Here is a 25,922-nt window from a genome sequence, read left to right as displayed (position 1 = left end):
TGTCGCGGTCCGTTGCACCGCGGAGGGTCAGGCTGCCGCGGATACCCTCGTGGCGCGCGCTGAAGACCAGTGCCAGCCCAGATAGGCTACGGTGAATGCCAGCGCCGGCAGGGCGAGCAGCGGATCGCGCATCAGGATCATCACGGCGAGGCCGAGGCGCAGAAGCGTTTCCCATTTGCTCATCGCGCGCATGTCGAAGCGCGCCAGCGCGCCGGTGATGAGGTAGAGCGCCACCACCAGCCGCGCAACGATGTACCCGAGCGCCGCCCAGTCGATGCCCGCGCCATAGCCTTCGATGAAGATCGCGGCGCCGCTCGCTGTGGGGTCCAGCTTCGCCGCGTCGATCAGCAGCAGCTCGGGATAGAATGCGAAGACAAACGGCAGGATGAACATCACCACGCCCGAGCGCACGGCGGAGAAGCCCGTCGCCATCGGATCCGCCCGGGTGAGCGAGGCGGCCGCAAACGCCGCGATCGCCACCGGCGGCGTGATCGCCGAGGCCACGGCGAAGAAGAAGATGAACATATGCGCGGTGAAGGTCGCGATCCCCAGCCCGACGATCATCGGCCCCATCAGCAGCGCGACATTGATGTAGGCCGGCACGGTGGGCATGCCCATGCCCAGCAGGATGGCCAGGATCATGGTCACCATCAGCGCCAGGAACAGAAACACGCCGCCGGATTGCAATTCGGGCGCGAAGCTGCGCAGCACGTTGAGCATGTCGCGGGCGATGAAGCCCGACAGGCCTGTGAAATTGAGGCTGAAGTCGATCACCGAGACGGCGAGGAACATCAGATAAAGCGTGCTGATCAGGATGCCGGCGGTGGCGAAGGCCCCGAGCAGCTTGCGCGGATTGGACCGGATGTCCTTGTCCAGGAAGAACAGGGCCGCGAGCAGCGCGGTCGCCCACCAGCCGGCGGATCCCGCGTCTCCGGCGGAATTCTGAACGAGCTGGAACAGCCACGGCAGGGTCTCGGTCCGGCAGGCGCCGTTCTGGATGATCGTCTCCACGCCGAGAAGCGCCGCGATCGGGCCGCAGCCGATGGCCTCCTTCGGCGTCACCAGCAGGAACAGGATCAGCAGGATTGGCGCGACGATCATGACCAGATGCAGCCAGTCCGCGCCGGTCAGCCGCATGTCGTCGGACACGTCGCCGACCGCCTGGATGCCCTGTTTGCGTGCCTGGAACACCACCGAGAGGAACAGGCAGCCGAAATAGGCGAGCGCCGGGATGACGGCGGCGATGATTACCTCGCGATAGGGCACCACGGTCATGGCCGAGAGCACGAAGGCGGCGACGCCCATCACCGGCGGCATGATCTGCCCGCCGCTCGACGCCGCGGCTTCCACGCCGCCGGCGAAAACCCGCGAGAATCCGCGCTTGAGCATCATCGGGATGGTCAGTACGCCGGTGGAGAGCACGTTGACGACCGGGCCGCCGGAGATCGTGCCGAACAGGGCCGAGGAGACGATGGCCGCATGCGCCGGCCCGCCGCGCAGGCGGCGGGTCCACAGGAAGGCGATCTTGATCAGCGAGCGGCCGCCGGCGGATATGCCGAACAGCGAGCCCAGCACGATATAGGGGAACACGGTGTTGAGCAGGATGCCCATGAAACGGCCGAGCAGGCCTTGCGCGTTGTTGACGAGGATGTCCTCGACGTTGGGGCGCCCGTCCAGCAGCAGCCTCGGTTCGCCGCCGAGCTTGGTGATCAGGTATTTGTTCATGCTCTCGTCGGCGCCGAAGACGTACCACACCAGCACGGTGAGCATGGCGTAGGCGGCGATCAGGATGGCGACGGCGACGAGCGGAAAGCCCCAGACCTTCACGTTGTAGCCGAGGAAAACCGCGATCGCGCCGCCGACCACCGCGAAGATCCAGACGCCGAGGGTGTTGATGCAGGCCGGGTCGTCGACGCTGGCGGGCGCGGGCAGGCCATAAAGCTCGGCGAACTCACGTTCCTCCTGCAGCGCCCGGGCGATCAGCGCCTGACGCTCGCCGGTGAACTGGTCGATCAGGCAGACGGAATCGATCTCGATCAGATAGGAGAGCGCGATGACGATGGCCATGGCCACCAGGGCGATGTCCATTCCGGCCGAGAGGATGCGGGCGCGCCGGCTCTTGCCCGCCGCATCGCGGTAAAACGAATGCTTGAGCGCCACGATCGTCATCATCAGCACGAAGGCGAGCGGATAGAGATATTCGTAGGAGAATTTTCGAACGACGAAATTGGGGTCGCCGGCCAGATCCTGGACAAAGCCGTCCAGGCCCGGGATCGACGGGATCGTGTTCAACAGGCCGATGATCACCAGAATGAGGCCGAGAAGGGTGGCCAGCCGCTCCGCCCTGTGCGGGCGCGTCGCTTCCAAAGGATCGTTCATCGTCCGGCCCGGCTCCATGCGGCGCGCCGGACCGCAGGCGCGGTCACGGGCGGCGTCGGCGTTCGAAGGTTCTGTGTTCGGTGGCGGTTTGTCTCCGCCAGCGGCCGGGCGGCCGAAGCTGCCCGGCGCAACGCGTCACTTCGCGCAGTCGGGGACCGTGTAGCCGGCCTCTTCCCAGGCAGCGACCGCGCCGGGATGGTATTTCATCGACAGCGGGCCGCAGAAACCCGACGCGTCGGGGTCGAGATTGCCGACGCCGATGTTCCTTGCATAAGGCGCCTTGGCCTTCAGGTCGTCGATATGCTTGATGTAGGCGGCGGTGATCGCCTTGGCCAATTCCGTGCTCATATCCTTGTGCACGATATCGGCAAACGCGGTGCCCATGCCGCGGAATATCCCGTCCTCGGAGATCAGGGTCACGCCCTGTCCCTCGCCGTAGCCCATGTCTTCGGCCTTGACCACGATCGGAATGTTGCCCGGGGCCTTGAGCAGCTTGCCGAACGCCTCGCCTTCGAAGATGTGCTTTGGCGTGGAGACGATGTTCACATTGCCGGCGGACAGCGCGATGATCACCCGCTCGGAGGGAAACGTCAGCGGTACCACGAAGGCGTCGGCGGAGCCGTCGACGAGGATGTTCGCGAGCTGCCCCCAGTTGGCCTGATAGCCCTTGTAGTCCTCGCCATCCTTGAAGCCCGCGGCCATCTGGATCGCCTGACGGGCGTTGACCAGCGCCGCGCCGCGCGGCGGACCGTTGAACACCGTCTTGCCCTTGATGTCCTCCCACTTGGTGATGTTGCTGCTCTCATGCGCGATGAGGCCGAAGGCGCCGGCGTTGTAGGGATAGAGCGCGCGCAGATTGGCGGCCAGTTTCGCGCCGTTCTCGCCCTGTTTGGAGAACGGCCCTCGGCCCTTTTCCAGCAGGAAGCGGAGGATCAGCGGCAGCGCCGCCACGTCCGTCTTGCCCTCGGCCACGTTGATGATCGAGTTGGTCAGCGTCTGGCCTTCCTGGACTTGCAGCGACGCGATGCCCTCCTCACTCAGCACATCGGCCATGTGGGTGATCGAAAGATGCGGCGAATTGCCCGCGCTGGATGTCTCGGCGGTCAGATTGGCCTGCGCGAAAGCGCCTGCCGAACTCAACGCCATGCCTGTGGCGCATGCGAGGGCGCCGAATACCCGTCTTGTCATAATCATCTGTTTTTCCTCCCTGCGGCGATCGCTGGATCGCCGATCCATTCTTGATGGCGGCGATTATTCGCCGGCCTTGGCGTCGTTCCCCCGACGGTCGGTGGCCTTGCGGCCGCGGTAGTGAACCGTGAGTTCCAGCGGCACGTCGTTTTCGTCGTAGACGCCGATCATGACGCCGCGCCGGCGCGTCTGTGTGCGCATTTCCTCCAGTTGGGCGGTCGAGCGGGTCGTGCGCTGTGACGGCCGCCGCGCCCAGGTGAAAAGCTTTTCGTACATCGCTGCGATGACGTCGGCATGGTCCTCGCGGTCGCCAAGATCCACGAGCTCGTCCGGATCGGCCTCCAGGTCGAACAGGATCGGGCGGAAGCCGCCCTCGCAGTGAACCAGCTTCCACTTGGTGTCCGCCACCATGAACATCACCGCCTCGCGGGCGTTCACGCCGAGCCGGTCGGCCAGCGGCGAGGCCGAGTAGTCGTATTCGCAGATCACGTAGTCGCGCAGCGGCCCGTCCTGTTTGCCGTGCAGGATCGGCATCAGCGAGCGGCCTTCGAGAATATGGTTCACCGACGCCGGATCGGTGCCTGCGACCTCCAGGAAGGTGGGCGCCAGGTCGATGCATTCCACCAGCTCATTGCAGACCGTGCCGCGGGTGGCGTCGGCCTCCGGCGAGGGATCGTAGATGATCAGCGGAACTTTGGTCGATGTGTCGTGGAAAAAGGTCTTCTCGCCCATCCAGTGGTCGCCGAGGAAATCGCCGTGATCGGATGTGACCACGATCATCGTGTCGTCCATCCGGCCGGTGTCCTCCAGCCATTGGAAGAGCACGCCCATCTGGTCGTCGCACTGTTTGATCAATCCCATGTAGGCGGGGATCACCGCGTCGCGGACCTCCTGGCGCGAGAAGGCTTCACCCACGGGATTGGTCATGAAGCCCTTCAGCACCGGATGGGCATCGGCGAACTCGGCGTCCGAGCGCACCACGGGCTTGATGTGCTGGCGGCCGTACATGTCGTGATAGGGCGCGGGCACAACATAGGGCCAGTGCGGCTTGATGTAGGACAGGTGGCAGCACCACGGCCTGTCGCCCTGCGCCGCGATGAACTCCATGCCGCGGCGGGTCATGTAGGGCGTCTCGGAATCGCTCTCCTCGATATTGGCGGGCTCGGTCGAGTTCTTGAGAAACCACCCCGAGAGCACATTGCCGGCCGCGTCGATCCCCGAGTTGGCATGGTCGTGCCAGGGGTTGTCGCTTTCGTAGCCTCGATCGCGCAGGTAGTCGTTGTATTTCAGCGCGCCGGCTGCGTCGTATACGCCGTCCGGACCCTCCGAACGCATGCCGTCGTCGCGCTCGAAAACGTCGAAGCCGCATTCGGCGACCCGCGCGCCGATGAGACTGTCGGGTTCCAGGCCCAGGCGTGCCATGCCATCCGCGTCGGCGCGCATGTGCGTCTTGCCGACCAGCCAGCAGTCCATGCCCGCTTTGCGCAGGTGGTCGCCCATGGTGATTTCGCCAACCTTGAGCGGAATGCCGTTCCACGAGGCGCCGTGGCTGTGCACATAGCGGCCGGTGTAGGTGGACATGCGCGAGGAGCCGCAGATCGGCGACTGGATGCGGGCGCGGTCGAAGCGAACGCCCTTTTGCGCCAGCTTGTCGATGTTCGGCGTATGCAGATGCGGGTGACCATAGCAACTGAGGTAGTCCCAGCGCAGTTGGTCGAACATGATGAACAGGACGTTCTTTGCCTTCCGCATGAATCCTCCAGGCCTCGGCGCGACCGGCCGGGCAGTAGCGTATGAACCATGGGAGGGTACGGACGATGCGCGCGTGCGCAGGCCCCGCGATTCCCGCGTGCGGCCGATACTGCGCAGTCTCCTCCCGGCAGGCTTTTGTCAGCCCATTGGAAAGAAGCCTAGCGCGGGCAGGGGTGTCCGGGAAATAGAGATACGGTTGGCGCTATAACAAAACTGCTATGCGTAGGCGCGGGCCTCATCACGCACCAGATCCGCCAGCTGGGCCGCCGCAGGCGACAGCTCGCGTCCGGCCACGAACGACAGGCCGACCGAGCCCATCAGCTCCTCGCCGTGGATGTCGAGCTGCACCAGTTGGCCCGACGCAAGTTCCTGCCGCACCGCGCCCATCGGAATGCAGGCGACGGCGTCATTGCTGGCGAGAAAGCTGCGGATGAACTCGAACGACACCGTCTCGATCTTGTTGGAAAACTCCACAAGCCCGCGGGCGAAGGTGAACCGGTCGAGCTCGCGCCTGATGATCGTGTCGGCCACGGGGATGATGACGAGCTGGCGGTCGATATCGTCGATGGTGAGGTTTCGCTCGCGCGTTATCGGATGGTCCCTGCGCGCGACGAACAGGAGCGGCTCCGAATAGAGCTGCTCGAAGCTGATGCCGGTCAGATGCTCCAGCGACATCAGCCTGCCGACGACGAAGTCGATCTTGCCGGTGCGCAGATGCTGTAGCATCTGGCGGGCGGTCGTCGAGTGCAGGCGCATGTCGATGCCCGGCGAGAGCGCCTTGAGCCGTGCGACCGCCGGGGGCAGGAGCGTGCGGGCGACGTTGGGCAGAATGCCGACGTTGACCGCCGGCGCGTTGGCGAAGCCACGCGCCTGCTGGATGCCGCGATCGATCTGCGACATGCCGGCGAGCGCGTGTCTGCGGAAGTTTTCCCCCGCAGGCGTCAGGATCAGGCCCTGGCCGGTGCGCTCGAACAGCGTTTGGCCGAGTTCGCTCTCCAGTTCACGCAATGTGCGCGACAGGGCCGGCTGCACCGTGTTGAGCGATGCGGCCGCCTTGGTGATCGAGCCGTGTTCGGCCACTTCGAGAAAGCAGCGGATGTGGCGCAGGCGGATGCGGGTGGTTGTCTTCATGCCCCTACATCAATCCCAACACGCCGGTTTGGTCAAACGGGATTGTCGGAAATCGCTATCCCTCCGCTCAGAAGGACGCGATGAAATTACCGATGTTCTCCTCGCAGAAGGCGAGGATGGTCTCATCCGTGAGCAGCCCGTCGGAGACTTTCGCGTTTGCCTGCGGGATGACGATTTCCGGGCCCACGAACAGTTTCGCGAGCATACCGTTGAGCACGTATTTCAGCTGCGCCTGGGCGCGGACCCCGCCCAGCGCGCCGCCGGAGACCGAGATCACCATGCACGGCTTGTGCGTCAGCGGCGCCGCAAAGGCGGGGCGCGAGGCCCAGTCGATGGCGTTCTTCAGTACGCCGGGAATGCCGAAATTGTATTCCGGCGTCACGAAGACCACGCCGTCGGCCGCAGCGATCTGGGCGTTGAGACGGGCGACGGCGGGATCATTCTCGATGTCCGCGTTGTAGTGCGGCAGGGCGCCGGGATCGGCGACGTCACATGCCACCTCCGGCGTCAGACGGTCGGCCAGCGCGCGCACGGTCGCGCGGGACGAGGATGCGGCGCGAAGGCTGCCGGGGATGAAGAGCAAGGTGGTCATGCGGTTTCAAGCTTCAGGTTTTGACCGGGCCGCGCGCTATAGGCGCGCGAGCCAGGTCGCGATGGGAGGGAAGGCGACGATGAGCGCGATACAGACGAACATCGCGAGCACGAAGGGAAACGCGCCGCGAAAGATCTCGCCGATCCGCAGGTCGGGATCGTTCATGGCTGACTTGATGATGTAGACCGACAGCCCGAAGGGCGGCGTCAGCAGGCCCACCTCGACGGCAACCACGGTCAGCACGCCGAACCAGATCAGGTCGAAACCGGCCGCACTCGCCACCGGCAGGGCGATCGGCAGCAGGATCAGCATGATCGAGATGGAATCGATCAGGCAGCCCAGGGCGATGACCAGCAGGAGGAACACCGCGAGGAAACCGTAGGATCCGATCGGGCCGGTGAGAAAGAATTCGGCCAGCGCGCGCGGCACGCCGGACAGCGCCAGCATTCGGCTGAAGAACGTCGCCGCCAGGATCAGGAAAAGCACCGAGACGGTGATCTGGCCGGCATCCACCAACAGGTTCCAGAACAGCCTCAGCGTCAGCGAGCGGCGCAGAAGCGCGATCACCAGGGCGCCGAGCGCGCCAGCGGCACCCGCTTCCGTCGGGTTGAGAAAGCCGCCGTAGAGGCCGCCGAGCACCACCAGCATCAGGCTGGCGATGGGCACGGACTTGCGCAGCATGTCCAGGCCCGAGACCTCCTGGTTTGCGCTGTGATCGGTGTCGGTCTCGAAGACGAAGTCCGGGCGCAGGCGGGCCAGCAGCAGGATCGTCACCGTGAAGGCCAGCGACAGCAGGATGCCCGGGCCGACCCCGGCGAGGAACATGCGGCCGACGGATTCCTCGGCCAGCACCGCGTAGACGATCATCAGCAGCGACGGCGGGATCAGCATGCCGAGCACCGAGGATCCGGCGACGACGCCGGTGGCGAATTTCTTGGTGTAGCCGTGCCGCGTCATCTCCGGAACGGCGACGCGGCTGAACACGGTCGCCGAGGCGATGGAAATGCCGGTGATCGACGCGAAGACCGCGTTGGCGAAGACCGTGGCGATGCCCAGACCCGCGGTAACGCGGCGCAGCAGGCGCTGGAACACGTCGAACGTATCCTTGCCCACCTGGGAGATCGTGACGAGCAGTCCCATCAGCACGAACAGCGGCACGACCGCGAAGAGATACTCGCGCAGGGAATCGTTGGCCACGGCGCCGAGCATCCGCAAGGAGACGGCCTCGCCGCGAATTCCGGCAACCGCCAGGTAGGAGACGAACAGCATGCCGATGCCGATGGGCATGCCGATGTAGATCAGCACGAGCAGCGCGACGATCGCGAGATATCCGATTTCGATCGGGCTCATGAGGAAACCTTGTGTGTCATCGCCGCCTTCAGATCCTGGAATGCGAGAACGAGAAACTGGACGGCCGCGACGCTCATGCCGAGCAGGATCAGCGCGCGGAAGGGCCATGTGGGCAGGGTGGCGATTCCAGTGACGCCGATGTATTCGCCCGCGGTCCAGTCCTTGCCGAGGATGCGAATGCTCGACCAGGCGATGCCGCCGATGATTCCGGCGCCGACCAGATTGAAGACCACAGACAACAGGGCTCCCGCGCGCGGGCGTGCCTGGCGAAAGCCGATGTAGAAGATTTCCGTGCGTGCGAGCCTGTCGGCCCGCACGGTGGTGGCGAGCTGCAGGGCGACGATCATGACCAGAAGCAGGGCGCCCAGCTCGGAGACGAGCGGCAGGGAGGATCCCAGGATGTTACGCGCGACGATGTCCGCGCAGATGATGAGCATGAGGACGCAAATGAGGCCGGTGCCGACGGCGGCCAGGCCATCGACGAGCCAGAGCCAGATGCGGTCGGCTGTGGAGGCGAGAAGCCCCCGCCTTGCGGGGGCCTCCGTCTTTTGCTGCTTCGATGGCATCGGTTCGGGGCCTACTTGTCCCAGTCACGCACCGGCTTTTCGCCGCGGGCGCGCAGGCCGTCCATGTAGGCGGAGAGGAAGGCGTTGGCCGGAGTACCCTGGCTCTCGAGTTCCGCCGCCCACTCGCCGGCGATGTTCGGCAGCTTGTTCACCCAGGCCGCGCGTTCTTCGGCGGGCATAGTGACGATCGTCACGGGCGGTTCCTGTTCCGCGCCGAGTTCGACCATCTTGTTGAGCGCGAATTCGTGCCGCTTCAGCAGATCCTCGCCATGGGCCTTGGTGTAGTATTCCCCAGCCCGGCTCATCGCGACCTGGACTTCGGCAGGCAGATCGTTCCAGACGTCGGCGTTGATGGCGACGGCACCTGAGAAGGCGACGCCGGCATCGAAGCGGTTGATGTAGGGCGCCACCTCATAGAGCTTGGTCGGCAGGGCACCGAGCGCAAGCGTCAGCACGCCGTCGGAGACGCCGGTCTGAATGTCGGTGTAGAAGGTGGTCAGCGCACCGTCGACGGCATTCGCCCCGGTGCCGCGCAGCCACGTGCCGAGTACGCCCGGCGCCGACAGCTTCATGCCGTCGATGTCGTCGATGCCCGTCAGCGGGGTCTTGGTGTAGATGTCGTACATGTCCGTGCCGGTGAGGCCGAGCACCTTGAGATTGTACTGCTCCCACTCGTCGCGGAACGCCTTGTTCTTCGCCATCAGCTCCCGCATCACCTCGAGCTGCACCGGCGGATTGGCGGTGGCGAACGGCGCGTAGCTCGACGCCTGGCTGAGCGGCAGCTTGGCGGCCTCGAGGAAGGAGAACACCCAGCCGATGTCGGTGATGCCTTCCTCGACCGACGTCAGCGTTGCGTTGGCCTTGTAGAGCTGGCCGCCGAAAGCCTCGTTCCATTCGATCTTGTAGTTGCCGGTCTCGGCAAGCAGTTCGTCCGTGCGCGCCATGAAGTGCGTCTTGATCATGCCGACCCACGGGATCACCGTCGGGTGGCTCGACGCCACGGTCAGATTGATTGTTTCCTGCGCCGAAAGCGCGGTGGGCATGGCGATCATGCCGGCGGTCAGAAGTCCGTATAGAATGCGCATTGGTTTCCTCCCTTGAAGTTTCTCAGGCAATCGAGAATGTCTGCGTCGAATAGTCGAGCTTGACCGTCACGGAGCCCTCGTTGACGAGCCAGGGCCGTACGTGAAAGCTGCGGGCGCCGGCCTTGTGCATCGGGTCCCGCTCCGCAATGGCGATGGCCGCGTCGCGCGACGCCGCACGCACGACCACCATTCCTTCTCCCTCCCAGCGCTGCTCGTCGTCGGTCCACATCGGACCTGCGGCGAACATCACACCCTCGCGCTCCAAGTCGACCTGAAACGCCAGATGCGCCTCGATGTTGGCGAAGACCGGCCCCAATCCGTTCACCGGTTTGGTGAAGATGGCGTAGAGCTGCTTTTGCAGCATCGCCCCGCTGGCGGCGAGAACGTCGGCGGCGGGAACCGCCGCAAGCGTGTCGTCTGGGTTCATTGGATTCCTCCCCAATTCCCGCCGTGCTGGTCTCAGCCGGCTTTGCGTTTCTTGAGCGCGGCGCGGATGTCCGCTCCGTGCTGGTCCAGCGTTGGCGGCGGCAGAATGTCGAAATCCGCCTCTCCATCGAAGCTGTAGGGCGCGCGCACGGTGGTGCTTTCGCCCATCTCCGGGTGCACTGTCGGCACCGCGATTCTCAGATGCTTGGCTTGCGGGTCTTCCAGAGCCTCGTTGGAATCGTAGGCCGGGGAATGCGGCACCTCGCATGCGAGGAGCTTGTCGCACCAGGCGTCGCGGGTTTCGGATTTGAAGATCGGCGTGAAAATCTCGATCAGATCGTCCTGATGCTGGATGCGCTCCAGACGCTCGGAGAACCGCGGGTCGCTGTTAAGCGCTTCCTGGCCGGTGGCCCGAAGCAGGCCTTCCCAGAATTTGGTCGGCGAGGACATGTGGATCGCGACCCACTTACCGTCGCTGCATTCGAAGGTGTAGCTCTGGGAGACGACCGGGCGTGACAGCGGGCCCATGATCTCTCCCACTGAGTAGTAGTGGGTGAAACTGTCGAGGTTGAAGTGGGTCATCGCCTCCAGCATGGAGATGTCGAGGCGTCGGCCCTTGCCGGTCTTGCCGCGCTCCAGAAGGGCGGCGAGAATTCCCATGGCCGCGTATTGGCCAGTCACCGAGTCCGCGATCGCCGGGCCTATGACGCGCGGATTGGTCGGCGGCGTGAGCAGCCGCAAATATCCGCTGGCGGCCTGGGCGACCGTGTCGAAGGCCGGCCGGTCGCGCGACGGGCCGCTTTGGCCGAAGCCGGAGATCGCGCAGTAGATCAGATCCGGCTTCACCTTGCGCAAATCGTCCTCGCCCACGCCGAGCTTCTCGGCAACGCCCGGCCGGAAGTTCTGGATGAACACGTCGGCTCCGGCGATCAGCTCATGCAGCACCGCGAGGTCGTCAGGATCCTTGGTGTCGAGCGCGATGGAGCGCTTGTTGCGGTTGTAGGTCTGATAATGCGGCGAATAGAGCCCGCCCTTGAACGCGCGGAACGGATCGCCCGTTCCCGGCCTTTCGACCTTGATCACGTCGGCGCCGAGGTCGGCGAGGTGCATGCCCGCCGCCGGCCCGGTGATGTAGGTGCCGAGTTCGATGACGCGGACGTCTTTCAGGATCTTGACCATGGCGCCGTCCTCAAGCCGGTTTGTGTTGTTTGGATGCGGCGGCCGGGCCGTCGTAGGAGATCGCGAGATCCGCCTTGTGCGACATGATGAAGCCGATGGACCGTGCGGATTCCTCGAACAGATGGGCCGACAGTCCGGCGGCGCGCGCCAGAAGCGGCACGGCCTTCATGGCCTCTGCCGGCCAGCCGGCATCAAGGATCGTCGCCGGAATGGCGCCTGAGACATTGATGGGCAGCGGGCGGTTGATGATGCCGGGTGCGTGTTTTGCGAGCAGGCGCAGGGTCTCGATGTGCTTGCCGCTGATGCCGAGCTCGTCGGCGATCTCAAGCAGACGGTCGGCGCGCGGGTCGCCGGCGCTGTGCTGCGGGTGTCCGAGACCGGGGACCTTCTTGCGCGCGGCCTTGAGCGCCTTCAGGCTTTCGATGGCCGCGGTCTCCAGGTCGGTGCCGTCGGCCTGCGCCTTGTCCAGGACCTCGACCAGATAGAGCCCCGCGGTCTCCGAGCTGCCGGCCACCACGCTGCCCATGCCGAGGAGGCCGGCGGCCATGGCGCCCTGCCAGGCGTCGGGGCCGGCGGCAAGCGTCATGCGGGCGGCCTGCACGCTGGGCACCAGGCCGTGTTCGGCGATGGCGACAAGGCAGGCATCCATCATCGCGCGCTGTTCCCGGCTCGGGCGCTCGCCCAGAACCAGAAGCCAGAAATAATCGGTGAAGTCGATCTTGCCGATCAGGTCATTGCACAGATCGTAGCCACGAACCGTGATGCTTTCGTCGTCCGATGTCGCGATGGCGGTATAGGCCTGCTCTTGCTTGCCAATTCGCATTATGATCCTCATTTTCGGTAGGCGAAAATATTTGCTCTTGCCGAAAATCTACTGGCCGCCTAATCTTCCGTCAAGTGGAATCCCCAATGGTGCCGGCGCAACCCGCGCCGTGGCGCCCAATTGCTGCTATTCGGAGGTGAGATGACTGCATTCCAACTGCGCCCGATCCATCAGATCCAGCGCGCGCCCCACGACGCTGCGGCTTGGCCGTGCGGCGCGGAATGCGGTGTTTGACGCCGGATGTGGTCGCGAGGGATGACGGACGTGCAGGACATGCAATTGGATCCGGAGGCGCCGGAGCGCCCGTTGAGTTCGTGGAGGCGCTTGCCAAGGGGCTGGCGATCCTGGAATCGTTTGATCCTTCTCACCCGGACATGACGCTCAGCGAGGTCGCCCGGCGTGTCGGCCTTTCGCCGGCCGCGGCGCGGCGCAGCCTGATCACGCTGCAGACGCTGGGATACGTCGGCCAGCGGCAGAAGCGGTTCCACCTGCGCCCCAAGATCATGACGCTGGGCTCAGCCTTCTATTTCACAGCCCGGATCGACGAGGTGCTGCAGCCCAACCTGCGGGAACTGGTCGAGCGTTTCGGCGACGCCTCCTCGGTGGGAACGCTCGACGGCGGCGATGTCATCTATATCGCGCATGTGTCATTGCAGCGCGCGCGCCGCGCGGCGGCGGTCGTCGGTGCGCGGTATCAGGCCTGCGCAACGTCGCTGGGCCGGGTGCTGCTGGCCGGGCTGAGCGACGCGGAGCTCGACCGCTATATCGCGACCGTGCAGCCCGAGCCGCTGACCTCCAAGACAATCACGGATCCGCAGGTACTTCGCCGCGAAATTCTCGCCGTTCGCGAAGCCGGATACGCGACCACGGTGGATCAGCTCGACTACGGAATCACCGCGCTCGCCGTACCCATCCGCGACCTGCAGGGACGGACCATCGCCGCGCTGAACACATCTGGATACACAGGGAAGGTTACGCCGGACTCGCTTGTCGCCGAACGTCTTCCCGAATTGCGCGAAGCCGCGTCGCATATTTCGCACGCGATCGCACGCTACCCGATCCTGAATTCGATTATCGGAACCTGACCCACCACCGTTACCGGAGGAAAAGCCATGTGCAGATTGTGCGATCCAAAGATCCATGAGGCGCCGTGCCCGAGCCGGCGCGATTTCTTCAAGGTCGGCGCCGTTGCAGGCGCCGTGGCAACAACGGGAATCGCCCTGCCAGGGGCCGCCGCCGCACAGGAGAGCGCTGCGAGCGCCCTGCCGGAGGGCCTTGGTGCGCCGGGCCGCCGGATCCTGATCAAGGGCGGTGTCGTGTTGTCGATGGATCCGGCCGTCGGCAATTTTGAGAGCGGTGACGTGCTTATCGACGGCGCGCGGATCGTCGAGGTCGGCGCCAATATCGACGCAAGCGACGCGGTGGTGGTTGACGCGTCCGGCAAGATCGTCATGCCCGGCTTCGTCGACACCCATCACCATCAATTCGAAACGGCCCTGCGGAGCCAATTGGCCGACGGTATCCTGATCAATGACGGCCGTCCGGCCAACGCACAGAACTATTACGACACGATCCTGCAGAAGTTCTCGATGGCCTACCGGCCCCAGGATGTCTACATCAACGAGCTCTTCGGATCGATCGCGCAACTCGACGCCGGCGTGACGACGGTCATGGACGTCAGCCAGATCCACCATTCACCGGAGCATTCCGACGCGGCGGTCGACGCGCTGCGCGACGCCGGGCGCCGGGCGGTGTTCGGTTACTTCGAAGGCTGGGGTGACAGGGCGAAATATCCTGGCGATGCGGCGCGGTTGAAGGAGCAATATTTCTCTTCGGATGACCAGCTTCTCACCATGGCCATGGGCGGGGAAATCTACCTGCCGGGCTATGAGGAGGCTTGGCGGATCGGCCGCGAGCTCGATCTGCCGATCGCGTTGCACGTGGTCGGCACCTTCGGCATGCAGCCGACGTTCGACGAGCTCGGCGCGGCGGGGAAGTTCGGGCCCGACAACATCTTCATTCATATGACCGGGATGTCGGAAGACGGCTGGAAATATGCCTCCGACGCCGGCGCCCACGTGTCCTTCGCGGTGCCGATAGAAATGCACATGCGTCACGGCACGCCGCCGATCCAGACGGCCCTCGACCTCGGCATGAGCATCTCGCTTTCGACCGACGTGGAATGCACCATGACGGCCGACTTCTTCACCCAGATGCGCAGCCTCGTCACGCTGCAGCGCATGTTCGTGAACGAAAAGGCGCTCGCCGGCGAGGACTATCCGGAACTCATGACAACGATGGAGGCGGTTCGCACCGCGACCATGGGCGGCGCACAGGGGTTGCGGCTTGACAGCAAGACCGGCTCGCTGACGCCGGGCAAGGAGGCGGACATCATCCTTCTGGATGCCGAGGCGATCAACGTCGCCCCGCTGAACAATGCTGCCGGCGCCGTCGTCACCCTGATGGAGCGTTCCAACGTGGATACGGTCTTTGTCGCGGGGCAGGTGAAGAAGTGGAAGGGGCGGTTGCTCGGCTTCGATATTGAGCGATTGAAGGCGGAGCTGGCAGCCAGCCGCGACTATCTGTTCGAGGCGGCGGGCATCGAACGCGACCTCTTCGCGGGGTAATCGGGATTGGGGGATGCGGGCCGGGCCCGCATCCCGGGGAGGCGCGCCTTCGCGGCGCGTCCTATCGGAAGGAGAAAAACATGGCCAAACTTGTTGCCACGCTGGCGTCGACGCATCACCCGTTCTACCTGAAGGCCACCACCGCTCCGCCCGAGCAGCAGATGCCGCAGGCGCCGGAATGGAAGCGCAAGATCGAGGCCTATCGCGAGACGCTGGCGCGCACCAAGCCGGACATCCTGGTGATGATCGGCTCGGATCATTTCCACCAGATCTTCCTGGACAATTGCCCGCAGTTCCTGATCGGCAAGGCGGAGCGCTACGACGCGACCTTCTACAACGAGGAGCGCGAATTCGGCATTCCGAAGTATGTGCTGGAGGGCGACGAGGACATGTCGCGCTTCATGCACCAGAACCTGATGGACCAGAACTTCGATTTCGCGTTTTCCAACGAGCTGAAGATCGATCACTCCATCATCTGCCCGATCATCACGGTGCGCCCCGAGAACGATCTGCCGGTGGTGCCGATCTACACCAACATCTTCGCGCCGCCGCTGCACACGCCAAAGCGTTTCTATGATCTGGGCCGGGCGATCCGCAAGGCGATCGACGCCTATCCGTCCGACAAGCGCGTGGCCGCCATCGGCACTGGCCATCTGTCGCTGGAACTGGGCGGCCCGCGCCAGTTTATGGAGACCGGACCAGATCCGGAGTTCGACCGCCAGGCGATCGAATGGCTGAAGGCGGGCGACATCGACGCGATTCTGGACAATGTCAGCCACGAGAGCATGGCAGCCAGCGGCAACGCCACGCACGGTTTCCTGAACTTCATCCTGATGCTCGGCGTCGCCGGTCCCGAGGGCGCCGACTATGTCGACAACCTCGATCTCTTCCACACCATGGAGGCCTATTTCACCTGGTATCCGAAGGAGCAGGCGGCATGAGCAAGTACTACGTCAACAAGTTCCTCTACACCGTCGACCGCGACCCGGAGTATCTGAAGCGCTACACGGAGGACCCGCGCAGCTTCGTCGCCACCTGGGAGCAGTCCATCGGGCCGAAGCTTCTGGGCAACGATGTGGAAGCCTCCACGGTGCACGGGTTTACGGACGCCGAGCGCGCGGCGCTGGTTGGGCACGATTATGTGGCGCTGTTTGAAATGGGCGCGCACTTCTTCCTCAACCTGACGATCTTCATCGGCATCTACGACGAGCCCTACATGGCCAAGAATGGACCGCTTTCCTTCCAGAGGGAGTTCGCCGCGAACCTCCAGCACTGGAAAGGCAAGGATTATCCCACGGTCGAGACCTGAGCGTTTCGCGGAGTGAGAAGGGAAAAGGCTCCGGGAACTGTCCGGGGCCGGGCTGCTCACAAAGCCGAACGATCTCTCATTCGTCATGGTCGGGCTTGTCCCGACCATCCATAAGTCATTGAAAACATGGATCCTCGGCACAAGGCCGAGGATGACGAACGAGAGACCTTCGCGTGAGACCGGATCCGGTCAGGCGCCCCGCGCCTTGAGCCAGGCGTCGAAGGCCTCGCGGTTGGCGGGATCTGTCGGCGGATACAGCCCCAGGATCGACTGGCCGTCCATCACGCGTTCGGAGACGAAGTTTTCAAACAGCGTCATGGCGGCGGCCTCGGTCGCGATCTCGTCGGCGATGCCCGCGGGGATGACCACCACGCCTTCGTCGTCACCGACGATAATGTCGCCGGGAAACACCGCCACGCCGGCGCAGCCGATCGCGCAGTTGATCTCGATCGCCTGGTGCTTGACCAGGTTCGTCGGCACGGCGGGCCGGTTGTGATAGGCGGGCATGTCGAGGCCGCCGATCTTCGGGCTGTCGCGAAAGCCGCCGTCGGAGACGATGCCGGCCGCGCCGCGCACCATCAGCCGTGTCACCAGAATGTCGCCGGCCGACGCCGCGCTCGGATCCTGGCGGCTGTCCATCACCAGCACGTGGCCCTCGGGGCAGGTCTCGATCGCCACTCGTTGCGGATGCTCGCGGCTTTCAAACACCGCGATGGTGTTGAGATCCTCGCGCGCCGGAATGTAGCGCAGGGTGAAGGCCGGGCCGACCATGTTGCGGCCTTTCGGCGTGATCGGGTGCACGTCCTGCAGGAAGACGTTGCGCAGGCCGCGCTTGAACAGCGCGGTGGTCAGCGTCGCGCAGGACACGTGGCTGAGCTTTTCGCGGGTTTCGGGAGACAGAGTCATGGAAATCGATCCTTGAATGAGCGTCAGTAGATGTCGGGTTCGGGAACGCCGGGCCGTCCGTCGTTTCGAGGAAGTCGAAGTCGCACCCGTCGTTGGCCTGGGACACGTGGCGGGCGAACATCTTGCCGTAGCCGCGCGGGTAATAGGGTTCGGGCCGCTGCCATTGCGCCGCGCGGACCGCCAGTTCCTCGTCGGAGACCAGCATGTCGATGCTCCGGGCGGGCACGTCGACGCGGACGATGTCGCCGGTTTTCAGCAAGGCCAGCGGGCCGCCGATGAAGGCTTCCGGCGCCACATGCAGGATGCAGGCGCCGTAGGATGTGCCGCTCATGCGTGCGTCCGAAATGCGGATCATGTCGCGCACGCCCGCGCGCAGCAGCTTGCGCGGCAGCGGCAGCATGCCCCATTCCGGCATGCCGGGGCCGCCTTGCGGGCCGGCGTTGCGCAGCACCAGCACGTCGGTTTCGGTGATGTCCAGCGTGTCGTCCTCCATCGCCGCCTTGAGGTCCGGGTAGCTGTCGTAGACGAAGGCGCGGCCCTCGGTCTGAAGCAGATGCGGCGCGCAGGCGGAGGGCTTGATGACGCAGCCGTCCGGCGCCAGATTGCCGGTAAGCACGGCCAGCGCGCCCTCGGGATAGACGGGATTGTCGAGGGGGCGGATGACGTCGTCGTTGATGACCGCGGCGCCTTGCAGGGTCTCGCCCAGCGTCACGCCCGTGACCGTCCGCACCGTCAGGTCGAGCTTGTCTCCGAGCTGCGCCATCAGCGCGCGCAAGCCTCCGGCGTAGAAGAAGTCTTCCATCAGGTATTCCGGCCCGTTGGGCCGGATGTTGGCGATTACCGGGGTCGTGCGCCCCAGCGCGTCGAGATCCTGCAGCGTGAAGGGAATCCCCGCGCGCCGGGCCATGGCGAGCAGATGCACCACCGCGTTGGTCGAACAACCCGAGGCCATCGCCACGGTCCCGGCGTTGATCACCGCCGCCCGCGTGATGATCTGGTCCGGCGTCAGATCCTCCCACACCATGTCGACGATGCGCCGGCCGCAAGCGGCCGACATGCGGATGTGGTTAGAATCGGCTGCCGGAATCGAGCTGGCGCCGGGCAGGGTCAGGCCCATCGCCTCGGCGATCGCCGTCATGGTGCTGGCGGTGCCCATGGTCATGCAATGGCCGTAGGAGCGCGCGATTCCGCCCTCCAGCCCGGTCCAGTCCTCGTCGCTGAGGTTGCCGGCGCGGCGCTCGTCCCAGTACTTCCAGGCGTCGGAGCCTGAGCCCAGGTGCTGTCCCTTGAAGTTGCCGCGCAGCATGGGCCCCGCCGGCAGATAGATCATCGGCAGTCCGGCGCTGATCGCGCCCATGACGAGGCCGGGCGTGGTCTTGTCGCAACCGCCCATCAAGACGGCGCCGTCGACGGGGTGCGAGCGCAGCAGCTCCTCGGTCTCCATCGCCAGCATGTTGCGGTAGAGCATGGTCGTCGGCTTGACGAAGCTCTCCGACAGCGACAGCGCCGGCAGTTCCATCGGCAGCCCGCCGGCCTGCAGGATGCCGCGCTTCACGTCTTCCGCGCGGGCGCGGAAATGCATGTGGCACGGCTGCGCCTCGGACCAGGTGTTGACGACGGCGATGACGGGACGGTCCGTCCAGTCCTCGGATGCCAGTCCCATCTGCATCATCCGGGAACGGTGTCCGAACGAGCGCAGGTCATCGGCGGCGAACCAGCGCGCGCTGCGCAAGGTTCCCGGCTGCTTCTTGCGAGTGTTCTTCGCCAAGCGTTTCTCCCCGTCTTCAGTCAGCGCTTGCCCGCGCTGTTTTGTGTGTTCCAAGGACCGTCGGCGCGCGGCCAGGCGGTCCCGATGTCACGCGATGTTCCAGTGGTGGGCAGGATGCCCGGCGCATTTTCTCTCGTCCGATGCCTGGCCGATCGCCAGGTGGCCGCCCGAAGCGGCGTCGCGCTTGGAGGTCACGAGGACCGTATCCAGATTGGCGCCGCAAAAGGCGGGCTTTGTGGGCAGGTCAAAGGGCGTTTCATGGGTGGCGAGAAGCATGCCTTGAGGCGAGAAGACGTGCAGGCAGCCGCCGCCCACGGCCGCGATCCAATAGTTGCCGTCCGCGTCGAGCGCCGCACCGTCCGGCCGTCCCGCCAGGTCGTGGAAGCGTGCGAAGGTGGTCCTTCCGCTCAGCGCGCCGGTGGCGGGGTCGCAATGAAAGCGCCACACCGTCTGCACGGACGGATGGCAGTCCGATACGTAAAGCCGCGCCCGCGTCTGGTCGGCGGCAAGCCCGTTGATCGTCAGCGGGCCCACGATCACTTCGTGCGCGCTCCGGTCCGCGCCGATGCGATAGAGCGCGCCCGGCGCCGAACCCACGTCGATCGCCATGGTGCCGGCCCACAGCCGCCCCGCGGCGTCGACGGTCGCGTCGTTGAAGCGCATGCCCGGCGCGTCGAGCGTCACGATCCGCTCCAGTCCGCCCGTCGCCGTATCGAGCAGGAAGATGCCGCTCTGCATGCCGACGGCCGGTTTCCCCGGGGCTGTCAGCACCACGAAGCCGGCCATTTCAGGCGTGCTCCACGCGGTGGTCTCGCCGCCCGGCAGCCGGGTGCGCAGCACGCGGCATCCCTCGATATCGACCCACCAGACACACTGCTCCTGCGCGCACCAGAGAGGGCTTTCGCCCAGGTCCGCGCGCATTTCGCCCAGAAGCGAGAAGGCGATGTCGTGTCGTCTTGCGTCGCCGGCAGCCACCTGCGTCATGCGTTCCTCGTGTCGGAGAGCCTCGGTTCGAGGCGTCTTGATGGGGCCATTGGGTCACGATGCGTCCGATGGCGCCAGAATCCTGTTGACATGCAATTGATGGCGCAATTAGGATTTCAACACAACTAAAATATCAATTCTAGGGAAATGGCGGCCAACCCGGCCGCATCGAGGGAGGAAAGCATGATGATCAAATCAACGACACTCGGAGTCTGTCTGGCGGTAGCCTTGACAGCAGGTCTTTCGCTGCCGGCGGCCGCGGAGACGACGCTCCGCATCGGCACGGTGCTCGCGCCCAACGACCCGATGGGCCAGGGGCTCGACAAGTTCAAGGCGGACGTGGAGAAGGCCACCAACGGGGAGGTGGTGATCGAGGTGTTCCACAACTCGCAGCTCGGCGACACCACCGAGATGCTCGATCAGGCGCGCGCCGGCGGCAATGTCGGCACGGTGACGGATGTGGCGCGGCTGTCGAGCTTCGTGCCGTCGCTGGCCATCATGTCCGCGCCGTTCCTGTTCGACACCTACGAGGAAGCCGACAAGTTCGCGCTGTCGGACGCCTATCTCGGCTGGGGCGAGGAGCTGAAGCAGAAGGCCGGCCTCGTGATGCTGGCGTCCAACTGGTACCAGGGCGCGCGGCACGCGCTGACCCAGAAGCCGATTTCCTCGCCGGCCGATCTCAAGGGCGTGCGGATGCGCACCATCGGCGCGCCCGTATGGATCGAGACCATCCGCGCCATGGGCGCCGAACCGACGCCGATCGCCTGGGGCGAGGTTTATTCCGCGCTGCAGCTCGGCACCATCGATGCCGCCGAGGCCCAGCCCACCGCGATCAAGGGCGCCAAGCTCTATGAGGTGATCAAGAACGTCACCCTGACCGGCCACATCCAGCTCGTCACCGCCCTTGTCGTGGGCGCCGATGCCTGGGATCAGATCTCGCCCGAAAACCAGAAGATCGTGCGCGATCTCGCGGTGGAAGACGGCCGCTATGCCTCGGGCCTGACGATCGAGCTTGGCGAAAAGGCGCTTGCGGATGTCGCCGCAGCGGGCGTGACTGTCAGCGAGGTCGATCTGGCGCCCTTCAAGGAAGCGGTCAAGTCCGTCTACTCCATGCTCGAGCTGAAGAGCGAAGCGGCGATCGTGAACAAGGTTCTGGGACGCTGACACTTCTGATTGCTTTGGTCATGCGCAGGCACGGAGATCCGCAATGACAACGTACAAGCGGGTCGAATTCGCCTGCGCATGTCTGCTGCTGGCAGTCATCGTCATCCTCGTCGCTCTGGCGTCGGTGTCGAGGGCTGCCGGAAGCCCGGTAATCTGGTCGATCGAAATCGCCCAGCTGCTGTTCGTCTGGCTGTGCATGCTCGCCGCCGACCTGGCCATGCAGGAACGCCGTCATTTCGGCCTGATGCTGCTGCTCGACAGTCTGCCGCCGCCGCTGCGGCGCTGGATGGACGTGGTCAATCACGCAATCCTGTCGGGCCTGCTTATATTCCTGCTGTTTTATGCGTGGCGGAACATGGTCCTGATGCACCCGCGCCTGATCGGCGCGACGCAAATGCATGGCTCGATTGTACACGCCTCGATGGTCGTGGGATTGGCGCTCATGCTGCGCACCATGATCGCACAGCTCGTCTCCAGCCTTTATTCCAAGGACGCCGTCTGATGCTTCTCCTGATTGCCGCGCTCTTCGCGGTGTTTCTGGTGATCGGTATGCCGGTGGCCTTCGCCCTGGCGCTGGCCGCCATTCCGGTCTTCGTGCTCACCGGCACCATGCCGCCCACCGTCGCGGTGCAGAAGATGGTCACCGCCACGCAGAATTTCCCGATCCTGGCGGTGCCCTTCTTCATCTTTGCCGGCAACCTGATGAACGTGACCGGCATCACCGTGCGGCTGGTGAAGTTCGCCCGCCTGCTCACCGGCTGGATGGCAGGGGGACTGGCCCAGGTGTCCATCGTGCTGAGCTTCATGATGGGCGGGATTTCAGGCTCCGCCGTCGCCGACGCCTCGATGGAGGCGCGGCTGCTCGGCCCCAGCATGATCGCCCAGGGTTATTCCAAGGCGACGACCGCGGCCATTCTGGCTTTCGGGTCGATCATCACCGCGACCATCCCGCCGAGCATCGGGTTGATCCTCTTCGGCTTCATCAACGAGGTCTCCATCGGCCGGCTGTTTCTCGCGGGCATCGTGCCCGGCATGGTGCTGACCGTCATTCTCATGGCTGCGACATGGGCGGTGGCCAAATGGCGCGGCTATGCGCCCGACATGCCGCGTCCGCCCAGCGCGCGCGAATTGCGCGACAGCTTCTTCGAGAGCGTCTGGGCTTTGGCCTTTCCGGTGATCCTGATCGTCGGCTTCCGTTTCGGCCTGTTCACGGCGACGGAGGCGGGCGCGTTTCTCGTCTTCTACGCGCTGTTCATCGGCGTGTTCATCTATGGCGAGCTGACGCTTGCGAAACTATACGAGGCGGCGCGCGATTCCGTGTCCGATCTCGGCATGATCATGCTGCTGATCATGATGGCCGCCGTCCTCGGCTACGCCGTGACGATTGAGCGCGGGCCGCAGCAGATCACCGAATTCGTCACCTCGCTGACCAGCGATCCCCTGTGGGTGCTGTGCCTGATCATGGCGGTGCTGGTGATCAGCGGCATGTTCCTGGAAGGCGCGGCCAACATCCTGCTGATCACGCCCATCGTCATGCCCGTGCTCATCGCCGCCGGCTACGACCCGGTGCATATGGGCATTCTGATTGTCATTCTGATCAATTTCGGCGGGCTGACGCCGCCCGTCGGCGTGATCATGTTCACGGTCTGCGGCGTGCTCGATTGCCGCACCGGCGCCTTCACGCGCGCGGCCCTGCCGTTCTTCGTCGCCATGGTGCTTTTCTTCCTCGTCATCGCGGGCTTTCCCGGCCTCACCCTGTTCCTGCCGGGAGCGTTGATGTAATGGGAGCACTGGCGATGGTTCGCTTCTTACCTCCTAGGCGCATGGTATGCCGATGAACAAGAACCTCTTTTCGGGAACGAGCGGCGGAAGCGCTGACGAGATGCTGCGCGCCGGGCCGCACGTGCCGGCGTCCATGCGGCCGTATGAGGAAATCCGCAACCGCATCATCTCGCTGGAGCTGCCGCCCGAGACCACGCTGGCGCGCGCGGAACTGGCCGAGCGCTTTAACGTCAGCCAGTCGCCGGTGCGCGAGGCGATCCTGCGGCTCGAGCAGGACGGGCTTGTGGTCTCCTATCCGCAGTCACGCACCGTGGTCACGAAGATCGACGTGGCGCGCATTCGCGAGGAACATTTCCTGCGTACGGCGGTGGAGTGCGACGTGGCGCGGGCGCTGGCGGAAAGCACCGACGCGGCTGTGCTGCGCAAGGTCAAGGGCCTGGTGAAGATGCAGGAGGCGCTTGTCGGCGATATCGAGCAGGTTGAGCTGTTTAAGCAGCTCGACGAGGCCTTCCACGAGGCGCTCTTCGCCTCCGTCAACCAGTCGAACCTGCATCTGCACATCACCGCGCGCTGCGGCAATCTCGCCCGGCTGCGCTCGCTCGATCTTCCGCGCGAGGTCAAGATGCTCTCCGTGCTCGAGGGCCACCGCGCGGTCGTCGACGCGATCGCCGAGGGCAACGGCGAAAAGGCCTCCGCCGCCATGCGCCGCCACCTGTCGGGCACCATGGAGCGTATGCCCGAAATCGTGCGCGAGAACGAAGCGCTTTTTTCCTGACCAATTGCCGTGCCAGGGACGGACGGGCGCTGCCGCGTGTCCCGCGGGCCTGATTCACAGGCCTTGCAGCAGATCGCGCAGCATGTCGCGTATCAGGTCGATGCGGCCGAGCGCCTCGCGCAACTGGTCGCGGTCCTGGCGGCCGAGCCGGCCGATCTCGACCCGGTTCGTCGGCTTGATCCCCGCCTCTATGTCAATGATCTGCTGCGCCAGAATGAGGCGGATCACGAAGCCATGAATGTCGGCGAGCAGTTCGGCGTCTGCCTGCGACCGTCCCGCCCTGTCCGCGGCCTGGAGCAGGCGCTCCGGGGTCGACAGCGCCGTCACCCCGTGGCGCAGCGCGATGGCGCGCGCGCCCGCGACGATGGGCAGCAGCCCGCCGGTCTTCAGATCCACACGCCCCGCGTCGTCCTTGCGGATGCCGCCGAACATGCCGAGCGGCGCGCTGTGGCCGCCGGCCATCTCGCCCATGAAGCGCAGCATGGAAAGCGAGTCACGCGCGATGCCGGCCGCGTCCGCGCGCAAGGTCTCGGCCAGATGCGCGCCCGCTTTGGACGAGACGTGCGCCGGGGCGAAGTCATAGAAGATGTCGACATTGAGCAGGGCCTTCGGCGTCGGGTGTTTCGCCCAGACGCCAATTTGCTCGCGCCATTCCGCGAGGTTGCGGCGCCATTGGCGGTTCCGCGCCATGACGCCCCCCTGCAATAGGGAATTCCGGCCCTGTCGAGAATCTCGTTGATCCGGGTGGCGAAACGCGTGAACCAGTCGTCGGGTGCGTTGAGGTCGCCGCGATAGTCGTCGGCGATGACCAGCGCGTTGTCCTGGTCCGGCGCCAGCAGGCTTTCGCCGCGTCCGCCCGAACCGAGCACGAGCAGAGCGTAGGCTGCGGGTGCTGGACCGTGGCCGGCGGCGATGAGTTCGACCTCGGCGATCTCGGCGGCGCGCGCGGTCATGGCGCGGGCTTCCGCCGCGATGATGGCGGCGACGGCGCGCGCCTCCAGGCCGTCGGCGAGAAGCCCGGCGGCCAGCGAGGGCAGGGCGGCCTGCACCCGCGCCAGTTCGCGCGGGCGGCTCGCCGCCGCGATCTCGTCGCCCACTGTCAGCGTCGCCAGCGCACGTTCGCGCAGCAGCGTGCGCAGCGTGAATATCCCGACGAGACGCCCGCCGGCATCGGTGACGCCGAGATAGCGCAGGTTGCGGCGCGCCATCAGGCCGAGCGCGCGGTACAGGAAGGTTTCGGCCGGCGCGGCAATCACCGGCGCGCTCATCACGGCGCCGACCTCGATCGCGCTGGCGCCGGGGCCCGTCTCGGCCATGACCCGCAGCAGGTCGCGCTCGGTCAGGATGCCGCTGCCGCCGTCCGTGAGATCGACGATGACACAGCCGATGCCGTGCGCGTCCATCAGGCGCGCCGCCTCGTGCAGGCTGGCCTTGACGTCGATCGAGATCAGCGGGCTACTCATGACATCGGCGAGGCGCTGGCGGTAGAGGAAGCTGTCGATGGCGCGCTGGCTGCCGGTGCGCAGCACGGCCAGGGCGAAATCCGGGCGGTCGGAAGGCCGCTCGAACCAGCCGGCATTCTCTTGCTGGGCGATCAGGCCGGTCGCCCGGCGGCACAGGGTCTCCAACTCGCCCAGCGTGCGCACGCCGGAGGTGAGCAGATCGGGCTGCAGCGCCGCGTAGACCCTGGCGGTTGCCAGCGCGTCGCCAAGCGCCGTGTGCCGGCCCGTGACGCCGACGCCGAGGCCGAGCGCCAGACTGTCGAGCGAGGTGTCGACCCGCTCACGATCGAGCCCGGCCGCCATCAGGGCGACGTCGAGCACCCTGGGCTCCTTCCAGGCGATGCCCAGCCGATCGGCTTCGTGGCGCAGCACAGCCATGTCGAAATGGATCGAATGACCCACCACGATCGCATCGCCGATGAAGGCGGCGAGATCAGACGCGATCTCCGCGAATCCGGGCTTGCCGGCGACGTCGGCGTCCGACAGGCCATGCACGCGGGTGGCGATTTGCGGAATCGGCCGGCCGGGGTCGACGATCACATCGAAGACCCGGGCCTCGTCGATCTCGGCGCCATGCATGCGCACCGCGCCGATCTGCACGATCCGGTCCTGGCGCACGTCGAGGCCGGTGGTC

At 65.4% G+C, this 25,922-nt stretch carries 22 protein-coding genes and 2 pseudogenes; 8 read left to right on the top strand and 16 right to left on the bottom strand.

The window, feature by feature from the left end:
* Window positions 1-27: 27 nt before the first annotated feature.
* The 11 genes from D1F64_RS20855 to D1F64_RS20805 form a co-directional block, all read right to left on the bottom strand.
* Window positions 28-2,379, bottom strand: a complete 2,352-nt coding sequence (locus tag D1F64_RS20855; protein ID WP_117413992.1) for a TRAP transporter fused permease subunit — start codon at window positions 2,377-2,379, stop codon at window positions 28-30.
* A 135-nt stretch (window positions 2,380-2,514) separates the two neighbouring features.
* Entirely contained in the window at window positions 2,515-3,573 is a 1,059-nt protein-coding gene (locus D1F64_RS20850; RefSeq protein ID WP_205470563.1) for a TAXI family TRAP transporter solute-binding subunit, read from the bottom strand.
* A 57-nt stretch (window positions 3,574-3,630) separates the two neighbouring features.
* Window positions 3,631-5,319, bottom strand: coding sequence for a sulfatase-like hydrolase/transferase (locus D1F64_RS20845; protein WP_117413991.1), 1,689 nt, complete (start codon window positions 5,317-5,319; stop codon window positions 3,631-3,633).
* 216 nt (window positions 5,320-5,535) lie between these two features.
* Window positions 5,536-6,450 carry a LysR substrate-binding domain-containing protein gene (locus tag D1F64_RS20840; RefSeq protein ID WP_205470562.1) on the bottom strand — a complete coding sequence of 305 codons (915 nt, stop codon included), beginning with the start codon at window positions 6,448-6,450 and terminating at the stop codon, window positions 5,536-5,538.
* 67 nt (window positions 6,451-6,517) lie between these two features.
* Window positions 6,518-7,042, bottom strand: a complete 525-nt coding sequence (locus D1F64_RS20835) for an NADPH-dependent FMN reductase (protein WP_117413990.1) — start codon at window positions 7,040-7,042, stop codon at window positions 6,518-6,520.
* Window positions 7,043-7,078: 36 nt separating this feature from the next.
* Complete coding sequence (locus D1F64_RS20830; RefSeq protein ID WP_117413989.1) at window positions 7,079-8,392, bottom strand: TRAP transporter large permease; 1,314 nt, start codon at window positions 8,390-8,392, stop codon at window positions 7,079-7,081.
* On the bottom strand, window positions 8,389-8,958 hold the full coding sequence (locus D1F64_RS20825; RefSeq protein ID WP_117413988.1) for a TRAP transporter small permease: 570 nt from the start codon (window positions 8,956-8,958) through the stop codon (window positions 8,389-8,391). The genes D1F64_RS20830 and D1F64_RS20825 overlap by 4 nt, the downstream gene beginning before the upstream one ends.
* 11 nt (window positions 8,959-8,969) lie before the next feature.
* Window positions 8,970-10,043 (bottom strand): C4-dicarboxylate TRAP transporter substrate-binding protein, encoded by a 1,074-nt coding sequence (locus D1F64_RS20820; protein ID WP_117413987.1) that lies wholly within the window; start codon window positions 10,041-10,043, stop codon window positions 8,970-8,972.
* Between the two features lie 22 nt (window positions 10,044-10,065).
* Entirely contained in the window at window positions 10,066-10,470 is a 405-nt protein-coding gene (locus D1F64_RS20815) for a YciI family protein (RefSeq protein ID WP_117413986.1), read from the bottom strand.
* A gap of 32 nt (window positions 10,471-10,502) precedes the next feature.
* Window positions 10,503-11,648, bottom strand: a complete 1,146-nt coding sequence (locus D1F64_RS20810; RefSeq protein ID WP_117413985.1) for a CoA transferase — start codon at window positions 11,646-11,648, stop codon at window positions 10,503-10,505.
* Window positions 11,649-11,658: 10 nt separating this feature from the next.
* The gene (locus D1F64_RS20805; protein ID WP_117413984.1) at window positions 11,659-12,471 is read right to left on the bottom strand and encodes a citryl-CoA lyase; all 813 of its coding nucleotides are present in this window, start codon (window positions 12,469-12,471) and stop codon (window positions 11,659-11,661) included.
* A gap of 314 nt (window positions 12,472-12,785) precedes the next feature.
* Here D1F64_RS20805 and D1F64_RS20800 point away from each other — a divergent pair, with 314 nt between their 5' ends.
* From D1F64_RS20800 to D1F64_RS20785, 4 genes are all read left to right on the top strand, one after another.
* The gene (locus tag D1F64_RS20800) at window positions 12,786-13,556 is read left to right on the top strand and encodes an IclR family transcriptional regulator C-terminal domain-containing protein (protein ID WP_248304531.1); all 771 of its coding nucleotides are present in this window, start codon (window positions 12,786-12,788) and stop codon (window positions 13,554-13,556) included.
* Window positions 13,557-13,670: 114 nt separating this feature from the next.
* Complete coding sequence (locus D1F64_RS20795; protein WP_248304530.1) at window positions 13,671-15,098, top strand: amidohydrolase family protein; 1,428 nt, start codon at window positions 13,671-13,673, stop codon at window positions 15,096-15,098.
* Window positions 15,099-15,178: 80 nt separating this feature from the next.
* Complete coding sequence (locus tag D1F64_RS20790) at window positions 15,179-16,039, top strand: extradiol ring-cleavage dioxygenase (protein ID WP_117413982.1); 861 nt, start codon at window positions 15,179-15,181, stop codon at window positions 16,037-16,039.
* Complete coding sequence (locus D1F64_RS20785) at window positions 16,036-16,407, top strand: hypothetical protein (protein ID WP_117413981.1); 372 nt, start codon at window positions 16,036-16,038, stop codon at window positions 16,405-16,407. The genes D1F64_RS20790 and D1F64_RS20785 overlap by 4 nt, the downstream gene beginning before the upstream one ends.
* Window positions 16,408-16,596: 189 nt before the next feature.
* On the opposite strand, the gene D1F64_RS20780 is transcribed toward D1F64_RS20785, so the two are convergent.
* The 3 genes and pseudogenes from D1F64_RS20780 to D1F64_RS20770 all read right to left on the bottom strand — a co-directional run bounded on the left by D1F64_RS20780 (window position 16,597) and on the right by D1F64_RS20770 (window position 20,065).
* Window positions 16,597-17,307, bottom strand: coding sequence for a ribonuclease activity regulator RraA (locus D1F64_RS20780; RefSeq protein WP_117414758.1), 711 nt, complete (start codon window positions 17,305-17,307; stop codon window positions 16,597-16,599).
* 67 nt (window positions 17,308-17,374) lie between these two features.
* Window positions 17,375-19,081: pseudogene (gene araD / locus D1F64_RS20775) on the bottom strand (L-arabinonate dehydratase); the annotation flags it as partial.
* Window positions 19,082-19,168: 87 nt separating this feature from the next.
* Window positions 19,169-20,065 carry an SMP-30/gluconolactonase/LRE family protein gene (locus tag D1F64_RS20770; RefSeq protein ID WP_117413980.1) on the bottom strand — a complete coding sequence of 299 codons (897 nt, stop codon included), beginning with the start codon at window positions 20,063-20,065 and terminating at the stop codon, window positions 19,169-19,171.
* 228 nt (window positions 20,066-20,293) lie between these two features.
* Here D1F64_RS20770 and D1F64_RS20765 point away from each other — a divergent pair, with 228 nt between their 5' ends.
* Genes D1F64_RS20765 through D1F64_RS20750 form a run of 4 tightly spaced genes read left to right on the top strand, consistent with a single transcriptional unit; the run spans window position 20,294 to window position 23,786 of the window.
* Entirely contained in the window at window positions 20,294-21,229 is a 936-nt protein-coding gene (locus tag D1F64_RS20765; RefSeq protein WP_205470561.1) for a C4-dicarboxylate TRAP transporter substrate-binding protein, read from the top strand.
* A 43-nt stretch (window positions 21,230-21,272) separates the two neighbouring features.
* A complete protein-coding gene (locus tag D1F64_RS20760; protein ID WP_117413979.1) occupies window positions 21,273-21,731 on the top strand; it encodes a TRAP transporter small permease subunit in 459 nt (152 codons plus the stop codon).
* Complete coding sequence (locus D1F64_RS20755) at window positions 21,731-23,011, top strand: TRAP transporter large permease (protein WP_117413978.1); 1,281 nt, start codon at window positions 21,731-21,733, stop codon at window positions 23,009-23,011. The genes D1F64_RS20760 and D1F64_RS20755 overlap by 1 nt, the downstream gene beginning before the upstream one ends.
* Before the next feature lie 46 nt (window positions 23,012-23,057).
* A complete protein-coding gene (locus tag D1F64_RS20750) occupies window positions 23,058-23,786 on the top strand; it encodes a GntR family transcriptional regulator (protein WP_205470560.1) in 729 nt (242 codons plus the stop codon).
* Window positions 23,787-23,840: 54 nt separating this feature from the next.
* On the opposite strand, the gene D1F64_RS24910 is transcribed toward D1F64_RS20750, so the two are convergent.
* Window positions 23,841-24,257: a putative nucleotidyltransferase substrate binding domain-containing protein gene (locus tag D1F64_RS24910; protein ID WP_205470559.1), complete on the bottom strand. Its 417-nt coding sequence runs from the start codon at window positions 24,255-24,257 to the stop codon at window positions 23,841-23,843.
* 195 nt (window positions 24,258-24,452) lie between these two features.
* Window positions 24,453-25,888, bottom strand: a pseudogene (locus D1F64_RS20745) (DUF294 nucleotidyltransferase-like domain-containing protein); the annotation flags it as partial.
* Window positions 25,889-25,922 lie beyond the last annotated feature (34 nt).

Origin of the sequence: Breoghania sp. L-A4, from assembly GCF_003432385.1 — a bacterium.
Taxonomy (GTDB): domain Bacteria; phylum Pseudomonadota; class Alphaproteobacteria; order Rhizobiales; family Stappiaceae; genus Breoghania.
The sequence above is the reverse complement of the archived record's forward strand: the minus strand, read 5'-3'. Positions and strand labels throughout refer to the sequence as shown.

Bases quoted from the DNA above. Each gene is read 5' to 3' on its own strand.
- D1F64_RS20785 (WP_117413981.1), top strand. From the start codon at position 16,036: ATGAGCAAGTACTACGTCAACAAGTTCCTCTACACCGTCGACCGCGAC.
- D1F64_RS20835 (WP_117413990.1), bottom strand. From the start codon at position 7,042: ATGACCACCTTGCTCTTCATCCCCGGCAGCCTTCGCGCCGCATCCTCG.
- D1F64_RS20830 (WP_117413989.1), bottom strand. From the start codon at position 8,392: ATGAGCCCGATCGAAATCGGATATCTCGCGATCGTCGCGCTGCTCGTG.
- D1F64_RS20855 (WP_117413992.1), bottom strand. From the start codon at position 2,379: ATGAACGATCCTTTGGAAGCGACGCGCCCGCACAGGGCGGAGCGGCTG.
- D1F64_RS20825 (WP_117413988.1), bottom strand. From the start codon at position 8,958: ATGCCATCGAAGCAGCAAAAGACGGAGGCCCCCGCAAGGCGGGGGCTT.
- D1F64_RS20755 (WP_117413978.1), top strand. From the start codon at position 21,731: ATGCTTCTCCTGATTGCCGCGCTCTTCGCGGTGTTTCTGGTGATCGGT.
- D1F64_RS20840 (WP_205470562.1), bottom strand. From the start codon at position 6,450: ATGAAGACAACCACCCGCATCCGCCTGCGCCACATCCGCTGCTTTCTC.
- D1F64_RS20850 (WP_205470563.1), bottom strand. From the start codon at position 3,573: ATGATTATGACAAGACGGGTATTCGGCGCCCTCGCATGCGCCACAGGC.
- D1F64_RS20805 (WP_117413984.1), bottom strand. From the start codon at position 12,471: ATGCGAATTGGCAAGCAAGAGCAGGCCTATACCGCCATCGCGACATCG.
- D1F64_RS24910 (WP_205470559.1), bottom strand. From the start codon at position 24,257: ATGGGCGAGATGGCCGGCGGCCACAGCGCGCCGCTCGGCATGTTCGGC.
- D1F64_RS20790 (WP_117413982.1), top strand. From the start codon at position 15,179: ATGGCCAAACTTGTTGCCACGCTGGCGTCGACGCATCACCCGTTCTAC.
- D1F64_RS20845 (WP_117413991.1), bottom strand. From the start codon at position 5,319: ATGCGGAAGGCAAAGAACGTCCTGTTCATCATGTTCGACCAACTGCGC.
- D1F64_RS20815 (WP_117413986.1), bottom strand. From the start codon at position 10,470: ATGAACCCAGACGACACGCTTGCGGCGGTTCCCGCCGCCGACGTTCTC.
- D1F64_RS20760 (WP_117413979.1), top strand. From the start codon at position 21,273: ATGACAACGTACAAGCGGGTCGAATTCGCCTGCGCATGTCTGCTGCTG.
- D1F64_RS20770 (WP_117413980.1), bottom strand. From the start codon at position 20,065: ATGACGCAGGTGGCTGCCGGCGACGCAAGACGACACGACATCGCCTTC.
- D1F64_RS20750 (WP_205470560.1), top strand. From the start codon at position 23,058: ATGCCGATGAACAAGAACCTCTTTTCGGGAACGAGCGGCGGAAGCGCT.
- D1F64_RS20810 (WP_117413985.1), bottom strand. From the start codon at position 11,648: ATGGTCAAGATCCTGAAAGACGTCCGCGTCATCGAACTCGGCACCTAC.
- D1F64_RS20820 (WP_117413987.1), bottom strand. From the start codon at position 10,043: ATGCGCATTCTATACGGACTTCTGACCGCCGGCATGATCGCCATGCCC.